Source organism: Microbacterium atlanticum (genome assembly GCF_015277815.1).
Lineage (GTDB): Bacteria > Actinomycetota > Actinomycetes > Actinomycetales > Microbacteriaceae > Microbacterium > Microbacterium atlanticum.
In genome coordinates this window covers 2,538,641-2,551,416 of record NZ_CP063813.1, presented here as the reverse complement: position 1 = coordinate 2,551,416, position 12,776 = coordinate 2,538,641, and the positions used below count along the sequence as shown (strand labels likewise).

The 12,776-nt window shown below is 71.3% G+C and carries 10 protein-coding genes, 1 tRNA gene and 1 other RNA gene; 8 read left to right on the top strand and 4 right to left on the bottom strand.

Annotation, left to right across the window (positions count from 1 at the left end; genetic code table 11):
- The first annotated feature begins 62 nt into the window (after positions 1 to 62).
- From IR212_RS11645 to IR212_RS11630, 4 genes are all read left to right on the top strand, one after another.
- On the top strand, positions 63 to 1,376 hold the full coding sequence (locus tag IR212_RS11645; protein WP_194396070.1) for an FAD-dependent oxidoreductase: 1,314 nt from the start codon (positions 63 to 65) through the stop codon (positions 1,374 to 1,376).
- Positions 1,376 to 1,885, top strand: a complete 510-nt coding sequence (locus IR212_RS11640; RefSeq protein WP_194396069.1) for a GNAT family N-acetyltransferase — start codon at positions 1,376 to 1,378, stop codon at positions 1,883 to 1,885. Before IR212_RS11645 ends, IR212_RS11640 begins: the two co-directional genes overlap by 1 nt.
- A 104-nt stretch (positions 1,886 to 1,989) precedes the next feature.
- Complete coding sequence (locus IR212_RS11635; protein ID WP_194396068.1) at positions 1,990 to 2,886, top strand: metalloregulator ArsR/SmtB family transcription factor; 897 nt, start codon at positions 1,990 to 1,992, stop codon at positions 2,884 to 2,886.
- A gap of 45 nt (positions 2,887 to 2,931) precedes the next feature.
- The gene (locus IR212_RS11630) at positions 2,932 to 3,348 is read left to right on the top strand and encodes an arsenate reductase ArsC (protein ID WP_194396067.1); all 417 of its coding nucleotides are present in this window, start codon (positions 2,932 to 2,934) and stop codon (positions 3,346 to 3,348) included.
- Positions 3,349 to 3,468: 120 nt separating this feature from the next.
- Here IR212_RS11630 and IR212_RS11625 read toward each other — a convergent pair.
- The 4 genes from IR212_RS11625 to IR212_RS11610 form a co-directional block, all read right to left on the bottom strand.
- Positions 3,469 to 3,553: transfer RNA gene (locus IR212_RS11625), tRNA-Ser, on the bottom strand.
- Positions 3,554 to 3,594: 41 nt separating this feature from the next.
- A complete protein-coding gene (locus tag IR212_RS11620) occupies positions 3,595 to 5,862 on the bottom strand; it encodes a transglutaminase TgpA family protein (protein WP_194396066.1) in 2,268 nt (755 codons plus the stop codon).
- Positions 5,849 to 7,108, bottom strand: a complete 1,260-nt coding sequence (locus IR212_RS11615; protein WP_194396065.1) for a DUF58 domain-containing protein — start codon at positions 7,106 to 7,108, stop codon at positions 5,849 to 5,851. Before IR212_RS11615 ends, IR212_RS11620 begins: the two co-directional genes overlap by 14 nt.
- Before the next feature lie 7 nt (positions 7,109 to 7,115).
- Complete coding sequence (locus IR212_RS11610; RefSeq protein ID WP_194396064.1) at positions 7,116 to 8,135, bottom strand: AAA family ATPase; 1,020 nt, start codon at positions 8,133 to 8,135, stop codon at positions 7,116 to 7,118.
- Positions 8,136 to 8,320: 185 nt separating this feature from the next.
- Here IR212_RS11610 and IR212_RS11605 point away from each other — a divergent pair, with 185 nt between their 5' ends.
- The 4 genes from IR212_RS11605 to pta all read left to right on the top strand — a co-directional run bounded on the left by IR212_RS11605 (position 8,321) and on the right by pta (position 12,772).
- The gene (locus IR212_RS11605) at positions 8,321 to 8,776 is read left to right on the top strand and encodes an LpqB family beta-propeller domain-containing protein (RefSeq protein WP_194396063.1); all 456 of its coding nucleotides are present in this window, start codon (positions 8,321 to 8,323) and stop codon (positions 8,774 to 8,776) included.
- Entirely contained in the window at positions 8,773 to 10,422 is a 1,650-nt protein-coding gene (locus IR212_RS11600) for a DUF5671 domain-containing protein (protein ID WP_194396062.1), read from the top strand. The genes IR212_RS11605 and IR212_RS11600 overlap by 4 nt, the downstream gene beginning before the upstream one ends.
- Positions 10,423 to 10,470: 48 nt before the next feature.
- An RNA gene (gene ffs, locus IR212_RS11595) (signal recognition particle sRNA small type) lies at positions 10,471 to 10,567 on the top strand.
- A 54-nt stretch (positions 10,568 to 10,621) separates the two neighbouring features.
- On the top strand, positions 10,622 to 12,772 hold the full coding sequence (gene pta / locus IR212_RS11590; RefSeq protein WP_194396061.1) for a phosphate acetyltransferase: 2,151 nt from the start codon (positions 10,622 to 10,624) through the stop codon (positions 12,770 to 12,772).
- Positions 12,773 to 12,776 lie beyond the last annotated feature (4 nt).

Genomic DNA, 12,776 nt, shown 5'->3' with positions numbered 1-12,776 from the left:
ACGTCGATAGATGGGTTCAGAATCGTGGCATCGAAGTTCATCGATATCCGTTGGAGGACGTTGTGACCCTGCTCGACCTGACCCCCCGCGTCGCCGACGCCGGCCCGCTGTCGACGCTGCCCGTCGCGATCATCGGCGCCGGCCCGATCGGCCTGGCCGCCGCTGCCCATCTGCTCGAGCGTGGCATCGACTTCCTGGTCTTCGAAGCGGGCGACGAGGTTGCGGCGAGTGTCCGAGCGTGGGGGCATACCCGCCTGTTCTCGCCGTGGAAGCACCTCGTCGACCCGGCATCGCGCCGGCTGCTGGAGGAGCGCGGTTGGGAACTGCCGGACCCTGAGCGGGCGCCGACGGGAACGGAGCTGGTCGACAAGTATGTCGCGCCGCTCGCCGCGCTCGACGAGATCGCCCCGCACATCCGCACTGGCGTCGAAGTCATCGGCGTCACCCGCGAGGGGATGGATCGGACCCGCACCGCCCGCCGCGCCGCCACTCCCTTCGCGGTACGCGTCCGGACGGCGAACGGCGACGTGGAGGACATCCCCGCGCGCGCGGTGATCGACGCATCCGGCACGTACACATCCCCCAATTCGCTGTCGTCCAGTGGTCTGGAGCTCCTGGGGATGGCCGACATCCGTGACAATGTCACTCCGGCGCTTCCCGACGTTCTCGGCCGGGACCGTGCTGTGTTCGCGGGCCGTCGCGTGACCGTGGTCGGCGCGGGGCACTCCGCCGCCAATACCCTGCTGGCCCTGGTGCAGCTCGCCCGGGAGGAGTCGGGCACCACGGTGACCTGGCTGATCCGCAACGCCAAGGCGGTGCGGGTCACCTCCTCACCGGACGATGAGCTGATCGGTCGTGCAGATCTCGGCAACCGGGTCGACCGAGCCGTGGAACGCGGCGACGTCGCGCTCGTCGATGGCTTCGAGATCGTCCGTGCTCGCCGCGCGGGTGACGTGGTCGAGCTGGTCGGCCACCGCCACGGAGAGGTCGTCACCCACCAGGCCGACATCGTCGTGAACGCCACCGGCTTCCGGCCGAACCTCGACATCCTCCGAGAGATCCGCCTCGAGCTGGACGAGATCGTCGAAGCCCCCAAGCGCCTCGCGCCGCTGATCGACCCGAACGTCCACTCCTGTGGCACCGTCGAGCCGCACGGCTTCCGCGAGCTCACGCATCCGGAGCAGGGCTTCTTCATCGTGGGGATGAAGTCCTACGGGCGCGCGCCGACGTTCCTGCTCGCCACCGGCTACGAGCAGGTGCGCTCGGTGACGGCCTGGCTCGCCGGCGACACCGCATCCGCGTCGAACGTGGAGCTCGTGCTTCCCGTGACCGGGGTGTGCTCCACCGATGCAGGCAACGGCGGTGGCTGCTGCTGATGACGGAAGTGCGCGCGATGACGCCGGCCGATTGGCCGGCGGTCGAGGAGATCTACGCACATGGCATCGAGGACGGGGAGGCGACATTCGAGGTCGCCACCCCGACCTGGGAGGCGTTCGATGCGGCGAAGCTGCCGGCCCTGCGGTTCGTCGCTGTCGACGCGGGCGGCGCCCTGGTCGGCTGGATCGCCGCGTCCGCGGTGTCCTCCCGTCCGGCGTACCGCGGAGTCGTCGAACACTCGGTGTACGTCTCTCGCAGTGCCCGCGGACAAGGCATCGGCCGCCGCCTGCTCGACGTGTTCATCGACGCCGCCGAGGTCGCGGGCATCTGGACGATCCAATCGAGCATCTTCCCGGAGAACGCCGCGAGCCTCAGGCTCCACGCCGCTGCGGGCTTCCGAGTGGTGGGGCGGCGCGAACGCATCGCACGATCGGGTGCCGGCCCGCACGCCGGCTGCTGGCGCGACACCCTCCTCATCGAGCGTCGTAGCGCAATGGACGGCGACTGAGCATGGATGACGCGACCATCCGTGACGAGTCTGGGGGTTCATGCCCTTGATCTGGCGTCTGCGGTCGTGCGACGCCGGCCGGGGTGGTCGATAGACTTCCGTCTATGAAACCTGCGGTGGGTATCACCTCATTGGGGGATCCGACGCGCGTGCGCATACTCGGCCTGATCCGCGACGCGCAGGACGGGCGAGCCCTCGTCGGGGATCTGGCGAAGTCGCTGGAGCTTCGGCAGCCGACGGTCAGTCACCACATGAAGGCGCTGCACGACGACGGTATTGTCGTGCGCGAGCCGGACGGGCGCCGCGTCTGGTACTCGATCGCCCCTGCCCACGCCGACCTCGTCGGCTCGATCGTCGGCGGCCGAGAACCCGCGGACGAGCCCGACCTCGAGCGCATCGCCGACGCCCTGTCCGTGCGCTTCCACGGTGTGTTCAGCCGCGAGACCGTTTACGCGGTCGTCCTGGACAGTCACCGACGCCTGGCCGGTCACTCGCAGTCCCCGATGTTGACCAGCCGCACGGCCATGTTCGCTGCTGCGCGGCTCGAGGCGCTCCATCGTGACGACGCGCCCACCCCGACCGTGCCCACGGTGCTCTTCGTCTGCGTGCAGAACGCCGGTCGCTCTCAGATCGCCGCCGGAATCCTCCGACAACTCGCCGGCGACAGAGTGGCGGTGCGAACAGCCGGCTCGCAGCCGGTCGGCGATGTGCGCCAGAGCATCGTCACAGCGCTCAACGAGATCGGCGTCTCGCTGGGGGGCGAGTTCCCGAAGCCGCTCACCGATGAAGCCGTCCGCGCGGCCGACGTCGTCGTCACGATGGGTTGCGGTGACGCATGCCCGGTCTACCCCGGCCGCCGGTACCTGGACTGGGAGCTCGACGACCCGGTTGGCAAGTCGCCCGAGCGGGTTCGTGTCATCAGGGACGACATCGAACGGCGTGTGCGCAGCCTGCTCCTTGAGCTGTTCCCCGAAAGTTTACCTGCAGCAACTCGTGCATAGATAGATAGCCGTCTATGCTTTCTCCTGAGAGAAAGAGGCACCGCTATGAGTGACAAGCCGACCGTTCTGTTCGTCTGCGTCCACAATGCCGGCCGATCCCAGATGGCTGCAGGCTATCTCCGTGCGCTCGGGGGAGACGACGTCGAGGTGCGCTCGGCAGGATCGGCCCCGAAAGATGTCATCAACCCGGTCGCTGTGGAGGCGATGGCTGAGGAGGGTATCGACATTGCGGGCAACACGCCCACCGTGCTGACCGTCGACGCCGTGAAGGAATCGGATGTCGTGATCACCATGGGCTGCGGCGACGCCTGCCCGATGTTTCCGGGCAAGCGCTACGAGGATTGGGAGCTCGATGATCCTGCTGGTCAGGGGATCGAGGCGGTGCGTCCGATTCGCGATGAGATTCGTGGTCGGGTGGAGGCGCTGCTTGCGGAGATTCTTCCGACACGTAGTGCGGCATGATCGCGGCGACCGGGCAGGCCGCCCTGGCGGTGTGGGTCGGAGACCGCGCAACTATGTCACCGACTTGCCACCAAACTTCGGAGGAGTCCCGATCCCTTGAAAACACTGGGATCACAGGTGCGGAGGATGGGGGATTCGAACCCCCGAGGGCTTGCACCCAACACGCTTTCCAAGCGTGCGCCATAGGCCACTAGGCGAATCCTCCAGGCGGCCCCGGAGGGCCGCCGACCATCCTACCCTGCCCGGCTACCGCGCCCGAACCGGGGCGGATCCGGCATAGACGCTGCCCGGCCGGATGATGAGCGATCGGGGGGCTGCGAGCGCCAGGATCCGGCGCGAGGGCGGAACCGACGCCAGCAGCGACGCCCGCACCGCGGCGGCCGCGACGGCCGCGGCATCCCCCATCCAATAGGAGCGGGTCCCGGCCTTGGAGTAGCTGACGCGCTCGATGGCGGTCAGGACCGTCTCGATGTCGGATGCCTCCACCCCGTGCTCTTCGACCAGCCTGCGCGCGAACGCGCGCGGTGTCTCGCTCGCGGGGACCGGGATGGCCACGTCGATCGCCGCCTCCTGCACCGACTGCCATGCGGCAGCGGCGTCTCCGGTACGCGCGGCGGCGTCCAGCTGCCGCCGGCGAAGCTCCCTCACGACCAACGGCACAGACAGCAGCACGAGCACCCCCGTCACGATGCCGACCAGCGGCAGCGGATCGACGGCGTCACGAGAGGTTCCCGGTCCGTCGGCGGCCTGCTGCTCCTCCGCGTCGATGCGACCGGCGTCCGCCGGCAGCGACGGCGTCGCGGTCGGCTGGGACCCGACGGTTCCGGGATCGGTCGTCTCGCCGGGCGCCGTCGAGGAGGCCGAGAAGAGCGTCGGAGTGCCGAGGCCCGACGTCGGCTCGAAGGGGATCCAGCCGATGCCCGCGAAGTAGACCTCGGGCCACGCGTGCAGCTGAGAGCTCAGCACGGAGTACACCGGCTGCCCGTCGATGCTCTCGGTCGTGGGCGTGCCGGGCAGGTAGCCGACCACGATCCGCGACGGCATGTTGAGGGTGCGGGCCATGAGCGCGAAGGCGGACGCGAAGTGAACGCAGTAGCCCTCCCGCACCTCCAGGAATCTCGCCACCGCCTCGGCGCCGCTGCCGTCGAAGCCCTCCTCGACCGGCGCGTCGAGCGAGTAGGTGAACTCGACCCCACGGAACCACCGCTGCAGGAGGGTGAGCTTGTCGTAGTCGGTGGTGGCGCCGGCTGTCACCTGCGCGGCCAGCTCACCGATGAGCGGAGGGATGTCGGCGGGGAGCTCGGTCGTCTCATCCCGCACCTGCGAGCCGACGGAGGTCGCCGCACGCACCTGCTCCAGCGTCGGCCGGGGGTAGGCGGTCGTCACCTCGTACGACTGGCCCATGGTGGAGTCGCTCGTCGTGGCCACGGTGCGGTTGTAGGGCACCGCCCCCCACAGCCCGCGGAGGCCGGTGATGCCGACGGCGGGATACGGCACGGGCGCCCACGGGGAGTCGAGGTTCACCACATCGACCTTGGTGGTGTACTCCGAGATGCGGATGTCCTCGGTGTGGTCGATCTCGCCGAACGCGCGCTCGCTCTCCAGGGAGACGGTCTGGGCGCGGTCGGGCTCCCACACGCCGCCCTCGAACCGGCTCAGCGTCGTGGCGCGCAGGTACGGCACCGAGGGCGAGTCCGTGCGCACCCGGATGACCTCCACCTCCTGGGGCCGACGCAGGTCGTCCCCGAGCTGCAGCGTCGCGTCGATGCCCGGCCCCGGGCCGAGCCCGGCCCCCGGGCGCGCACTCGGCTGCGGGAGGGCCGGTGTGACGACGACGGCCACCAGGACGGCGACGGCTCCGATGCCGAGCGCCGTGGCCGGGACGCCGGCCGTGCGCTCCTCCTCGCGCTCCAGCGGCTTCTCGCGGGAGCGGGTCTCGGAGCGGATCAGAAAGAGGATGGTCACCGCCAGGAAGACGAACCCGATGACGTCGACGGCGGCGGGCGCGGCGATCGCCGGGATGAGCGAGACCGTGACGATGCCGACGGCGGCCAGCAGCGGCATCCGTGCCGTCACCACGACGTGGTCCACGATGATCGTGAGCAGTCCCATGGCGCCGACCACGACGAACGCGAGCGGAAGGGTGGGCTCGAGGGGCGCCGCACCGAGCTGGATCTCCTGCATCGCCGCCTCGACGACCACGGGCACGCTGCGGAGGGTGTCGAGGGTGGGGATCACCCACAGGAGGGCGGTGTCGCGAAGGAACACGAACGTGAGGAACACGGTCCACAGCGCCATCTCGATGAGCGTCACCGCGACGGCGGGAAGACGGTAGAGGCGGGCGGTGTAGCCGGCGGCGAGGACGAGCGCGGCCAGCATCAGTGCCGCCAGGAGCCACCAGCCGGGCTCGATGACGCGAACGACCGGGAGCAGCGCGGCCACCAGCGCCGCGAGGATCGAGAAGGTCAGCAGCCGCTCGCCTCCGCGAGCACGGGCCGGCTCACCCGACGACATGGTGCACCCCCCGGCCGACCGCGTTCGCCCACGCCGGTGCGAGGTCGCGTTCGGGATCGATGGATGCCACGTGCCAGCCGTGGTCGGCCGCGCGATCCAGAGCCGCACCGAAGGGAGCGGTGGCCAGCAGGATCGGCAGTGTGCTGTGATGGGCGACCGGTCCGATCGCTGCCGCGTCGGAGGCGTCCAGCCGCCCGACGACGAGCACGATCGGCCCGGTCGAGACGCCGGCGAAGAGCCGGGGCAGCCGCGGCAGCTCGTCGTCGCGGCGCGCCGTGAGCGTGGCGAGCTGGACGAGCAGCCCGTCGACGGACGTCATGTCGCCGCCGTCGATGCGTTCCATCAGCACCGTGCCCTCGGTGTCGAGCACCTCCACCGCGTAGCCGTCGTGCACCAGCCGCGCGACCGCGGACACGCAGGCCGAGACCGCCGCCTCGAAGCCGGGGTCGGTGCCCGGCGCCTGCAGGGCCTCGGGCGACCATCGCCGCGCAGCGCGGTCGATGACGACGGATGCCTCGGGCGTGGACTCCTGCTCCTCCTGACGCACCATGAGCTCGTCGCGGTGAGCGGTCGCGCGCCAGTGGATGCGGCGCATCGAGTCGCCGGACGCGTAGGGCCGGGCCACCAGGTTGTCGGCGCCCTGTCCAAGCTGGTCGTTCGTCGTGTGGAGCATGCCTCCGGCGGCACCGGCGTAGTCCACCAGCGGCGCGAGATCGATCACGGCCGGGGCGACCGTGACCGGTGTGCGCTCACCGAACAGCACCGTGCGCCGCGCGAGCCCGAACGGGTCGGACGACCGGACGGTGAGTGGGCCGAGCGGGTGGACGCCCCGCCGGGCGCCGGTGACCGTGTAGACGAGGTCGACGCTCCGTGCACCGCCGCGCTCTCCGCCCAGCAGGCCCGACCCCAGCGCCGGGAAGACGCCGGTGGCTTTACCGCGAAGTCCCGGGGGCAGCGTGTCCCGCCAGATGCCGGGCGCGGTGGGCACGGCCGATCTCACGCCCACGCGCACGGCCACCCGCGCCTCGAGGCCGACCGAGACCACCTCGGGCGAGAGCGACCTGGTGACCGACTCGGTGCGGCGGCCGACGTACAGCGCCCCGACGCTGGCGGCGACGGCCGCCAGCAGCAGGATGCCGAAGTACATCAGCTCGCTCAGGCTCGCCTCGTTCGCCACGATGAAGCAGACGATCGCGAGCACGACCGCACCCGTGCCCCGGGCGGTCAGCGGCCACACGCGTCTCATCGGAGGGTCACTGTCGTGAGGCGATCGGCACGCGCACGCTCGCCGCGATGCGCTCCAGGATCACGGCGATCGCGTCGGCCGCATTCCCGCCGCGCGCCCCGCCGGCGGCACGTGTCGGGATGAGGCGGTGGGCGAACACCGGAGCCAGCAGCGCGGTGATGTCGTCGGGGATGACGAACGCCCGCCCGTCGAGGGCCGCCCACACCTTGGCGGCGCGGACGAGCTGAAGCGTCGCGCGCGGGCTCGCGCCCAGGCGCAGGTCGCTGTGGCCGCGCGTCGCCTGCGCCAGTGCGACGGCGTAGTCCTCGATGGCCGGCGCCACGTGCACCGCGCGGGCCCACGCGATGAGGTCCGAGACCTCGTCGGCCGACACCACGGCCGCGAGCTGATCCAGCGGGTTCACGGTGTCGCGCTGGCGCAGCATGAGCGCCTCGGAGCGAGGGTCGGGGTAGCCCATCGAGATGCGCATCATGAACCGGTCCCGCTGCGCCTCCGGGAGGGCATACGTGCCCTCCATCTCCAGCGGGTTCTGGGTGGCCACCACGAGGAACGGGTCGGGCACGAAGTGGGTGCGCCCGTCCACGGTCACCTGGCGCTCCTCCATCGCCTCGAGCAGAGCGGACTGCGTCTTGGGGGAGGACCGGTTGATCTCGTCGGCGATCACGATGCTGGCGAAGATCGCCCCCGGCTTGAACTCGAACTCCCGGTCGACCGGGTTGTAGACGCTGACCCCCGTCACATCGCCGGGCAGCAGGTCGGGGGTGAACTGGATGCGCCGCACGGTCGCGTCCACCGAGGTGGCCAGGGCGCGGGCGAGCATCGTCTTCCCGACGCCGGGCACGTCCTCGATGAGCAGGTGCCCTTCGGCGAGCAGACAGACGAGGGCGCTGCGCACCGCATCGGGCTTGCCGTCGATCACGGTGCCGACGGCGTCCAGGATGGCGCCGGTGATGCGGGCGAATCCCGCCGCCGTCAGCCCGGCCTCGTGCGCGCCGGGCGCGGCATCCGTCATCGCGGTATCCGTCATCGCGGCCTCCTGGTCCGCTCGGTGAGCGGTTCGGCGGGTGAGCGCGGGCACCCTCGCCCACGCGTCGATCCTATCCGCGGCGCAGGAGGGGTGGCACTGGGAGAAGCCTGGACGAGACCCCGCCGCGTGCGACGCGCCGGAGCGGACCCGCGGGGAAAGGCCGCCCGCTCGGTCATCATGTGAGCATGAGCAATGACGCCCCTCGCCGGCGCTGGGCGCTCCCGGCCCTCCTGATCGGGATCGGTCTGGTGGTCGTGACCGCGATCGTGGTCATCGTCGTGCGGGGTGGTCCGCAGGACTATCCGTCCGACACGCCGGAAGGGGTCGTCCAGCGCTACTCGCAAGCCGTCATCGACCGGGATGTCGACGCCGCGCTGGACTACGTCGTGCCCGAGGTCGCCGACGACTGCGAGCGGGAGTGGTTCGGCGGCGACGACCACCGCGTGGCGCTCGTGCGCACGACCGAGCGGGCGTCGGGCGCGACGGTGGACGTCCTGATCACCACGGTCTACGACTCGGGGCTGCTCGGACCGGGCGAGTCGGAATCCGAGGCCAGCTTCCTCCTCGTCGAGCAGGACGGGGAATGGCTCATCGAGCGTGCGCCCTGGCAGCTGTCACTGTGCAGGGAGCTGGGGCTGTGACGGACACGCCGAGCGCGGGTGCCAGCCGATCCGTCACGGCGCCCGATGCCGCCCGCGCCGGTGGGGGCGCCGGCGCGGTCGTGCGGCGGATCATCCTGCTCTCACTGCTGTTCGCGCTCGTCACCGTGGCGGCGATCGGGATCGCGGGGCTCGTGGAGTGGGCGATCGGATCGGCGAGCGTGATCGCCCAGGGCGAGGCTCCGCTGGCTCGCTCGCTGGCCTTCGCGGTGGTCGGCACCCCGCTTGCCGCCGCGCTGTGGTGGTGGCAGCGGCGCCGTCTCGGCGAGCCCGGCGAGCAGGCATCGCTGGTGTGGACCCTCTACCTCACCGCGATGACGCTGACGGCGCTGGTGATCGCGACGGTCGCACTCGGCCAGGTGGCCGGTGACGGGATCAGCGGCGAATGGCGGCCCGGGGACGCCGCTGCCGCCGTGGTGTGGGCAGGGGTGTGGTGGTGGCACCGCCAGCTGCGCCGGGGACCGCGGACCGCGCCGACGCGCCTCGGCGACCTGCCGGTCGAGCTCAGCGCCGTCTGGGGCCTCGTCGTCGGGGCGCTGGGAGCCGTCGCGGCGCTCGCGACCGTCATCTCGCGAGCCCTCGCCGGCGGGCCGGGACTGCTCGTGGCCGGCCAGGCCTGGTGGCAGTCCGCTCTCCAGGCGCTCGTGTGGTTCGTGCTGGGCACCGTGATCTGGTGGTGGCATTGGCACCGCGAGGGCGCGCGCCGGGTGCCCGGCCCGTTCGCGGACGTGGTCGTGGTCGTCGTGGTGGGCGCTGCGGCGGCCGCGACGCTCGTCTCGCTCGCGAACGCACTCCACCTGCTGCTGCGGCTGGCCGTATCGGGCGACGGCGCTGACGTGCAGGCGTCGCTGGACACCGCCGTCGCCGGCGCCGCAGTGGGAGCTGTCGTGTGGGCGTATCACGCCGGTGTGCTCGGGGGGCGCGCCGACGGTGCCCGTCGCGCAGGGCGCCTCGTGGTCTCGGCCATCGCACTGATCCAGGCCGCGAGCGGGTTCGGCGTGATCGTCAACGCCCTGCTGGCCAGCGTCGCCTCTGTGCTCGCGGACGACGAGAGCGGGAACCTCCTGCTCGGCGGGATCAGCGCCCTCGTGGTGGGCGGCGTCGCGTGGTGGGCGTCCTGGCGGCCCGACCGGGTGGAGACGACGGATGCCGCCGACCCGGGTCGCCGCGTCTACCTCGTCGTCGTCTTCGGCGCGAGCGCGATCGCCGCGGTGGTGACGCTCCTGCTGATCGGATACCGACTGTTCGAGTTCGCGCTGGGCGAAGGGGCGAGCGGCGGCCTGCTGGAGTTCCTGCGCGCGCCGATGGGCGTGCTCAGCGCGACGGCGATCGTGTTCGCCTACCATTTCGCGATCTGGCGACGGGATCGCGCCGCGGCGCCGCGGGCGGCGAGACGCCGGATCGGACGTGTGATCCTCGTCTCCGCCGGCGACGTGTCGGCGCTGGGGGCAGCCGTGCGCTCGGCGACCGGGGCCGCGGTGACGGTGTGGCGCACGGCGGAGGGGGAGGGGACGTTCGGTCCGGATCCCGCACCGGTGCTCGCGGCGCTGGAGGAGGTCGCTGCGCCGCGGGTGCTGGTCCTCGCCGAACCTGGTGGCGCGGCGCGGGTGGTGCCGCTCGCCGACTGAGGAAGGCCCCACGTGGCTCGCGCCCGGGCGCGGGCGGGTTAGACTGTTCGCAGCTCTCCGCGAGGCGGCATCCAGGCCAACTCCCCCAGGACGGAAACGTAGCAAGGGTAACCAGGCTCTGCCGGGTTCGCGGAGAGTCTTACTTTTCCGGGGCGGCCGCTCCTGGCCGACGGCCGCGGCCCGCCCATAGGCTGGACCGGTGGCGCAGAGCATCTACATCACGTCGGCCGAAGGCCACTCCGGGAAGTCCACGGTCGCACTCGGCGTCCTCGACGCGCTGAGCCACGCGACACCGCGGGTCGGGGTGTTCCGTGCCATCGCACGGTCGACGGTCGAGCGGGACTACGTCCTGGAGATGCTCCTGGACCACGACGGCGTCGACCTGGCGTACGACGACTGCTTCGGCGTCACATACGACGACGTGCGCCGGGATCCGGATGCCGCTCTGGCGACGATCGTCGAGCGCTACAAGGCGGTCGAGGCGCAGTGCGACGCCGTCGTGATCGTCGGCAGCGACTACACGGACGTCGGCAGCCCCGCCGAGCTGGCCTACAACGCCCGGATCGCCGCCAACCTCGGCGCCCCGGTGCTGCTCGTGCTGGGCGGCCGGTCGGCGCAGTACCAGACGCAGCCCGAGCAGCTGGGCTCCTCCCTGGCGCGCACGCCGGAGGAGGTGGGACAGATCGCCGACCTCGCGCTCGCCGAGCTCGAGCACGGCCGCGCGAAGCTCTTCGCCGTCGTGGCGAACCGCGCCGACCCCGAGCGGCTCGACGAGACCATCGCGGCGCTGCGCCGGTCGGTGCGAACCCATTCCCGCGAGGCATCCGGCGATCCCTCGGCTGAATCAGTGCCGGTGTGGGCGATCCCCGAGGACCGCTACCTCGTCGCCCCGTCCATCCGCGGGATCATGCGGTCCGTCGACGGCGAGCTGATCGGCGGCGACGCGGACCGCCTCACGCGGGAGGCGCTCGCGGTGGTCGTCGCGGGGATGTCGATGGTCAATGTGCTGCCGCGCCTGCTCGAAGGGGCCGTCGTGGTCATCCCGGCCGATCGATCCGAGGTGCTGCTCGCGACGCTGCTCGCCAACGCCTCGGGCACCTTCCCGTCCATCTCGGGCATCGTCCTCAACGGCGGCTTCGAGATCCCCGAGCCGGTGACCCGGCTGCTGGAGGGCCTCGGCTCCAGCGTCCCCATCATCACCACCGAGCTCGGCACCTACGAGACGTCGGTGCGGATCATGGGCACGCGCGGCCGCCTCGCCGCCGACTCGCAGCGCCGCTACGACACCGCGCTCACCCTCTTCGAGCAGAGCGTCGACACCGACGAGCTGCTCGCCGCGTTCGGGGTGGCCCGCGCGACCGTGGTCACCCCGCTCATGTTCGAGTTCCAGCTCATCGAACGGGCACGCGCGCAGCGCAAGAAAATCGTGCTGCCCGAGGGCGATGACGACCGCGTGCTGCGAGCCGCGGCCACGGTCCTCAAGCGCGGCATCGCCGACCTCGTGATCCTCGGTGAGCCGTTCGAGGTGCGCGCCCGGGCGATCGAGCTCGGAATCGACATCCAGGCGGCCGAGGTGCTCTCGCCGCTGGACGCCGTGCACGTCCACAAGTTCGCCGAGGAGTACGCCCGCCTGCGGGCTCACAAGGGCGTCACCGTCGCGCAGGCCGCGGACACGGTCACCGACGTGTCGTACTTCGGCACGATGATGGTGCACCTGGGCCTCGCCGACGGCATGGTGTCGGGGGCGGCGCACACCACCGCCCACACGATCCGGCCCGCCTTCGAGGTGATCAAGACCAAGCCCGGCGTCTCTGTCGTCTCCAGCGTCTTCCTGATGGCGCTCGCCGATCGCGTGCTCGTCTACGGCGACTGCGCCGTGATCCCCGACCCCACCGCCGAGCAGCTCGCCGACATTGCGATCTCGTCGGCTGCGACCGCGGCGCAGTTCGGGATCGACCCCCGCATCGCGATGCTGTCGTACTCGACCGGCGAGTCGGGATCGGGTGCGGATGTCGAGAAGGTGAGGGATGCCACGGCCCTGGTGCGCTCGCGCGCCCCCGAGCTGCCCGTGGAGGGCCCCATCCAGTACGACGCCGCAGCCGACGCCGCCGTTGCGGCGGCGAAGATGCCGGGCTCCGCGGTGGCCGGTCGCGCGACGGTGTTCGTCTTCCCCGACCTCAACACCGGCAACAACACCTACAAGGCGGTGCAGCGCTCGGCCGGCGCCGTGGCGATCGGCCCGGTGCTGCAGGGCCTGAACAAGCCGATCAACGACCTCTCGCGCGGTGCGCTGGTGGACGACATCGTCAACACCATCGCCATCACCGCGATCCAGGCGCAGGGGGAGTGAGCGC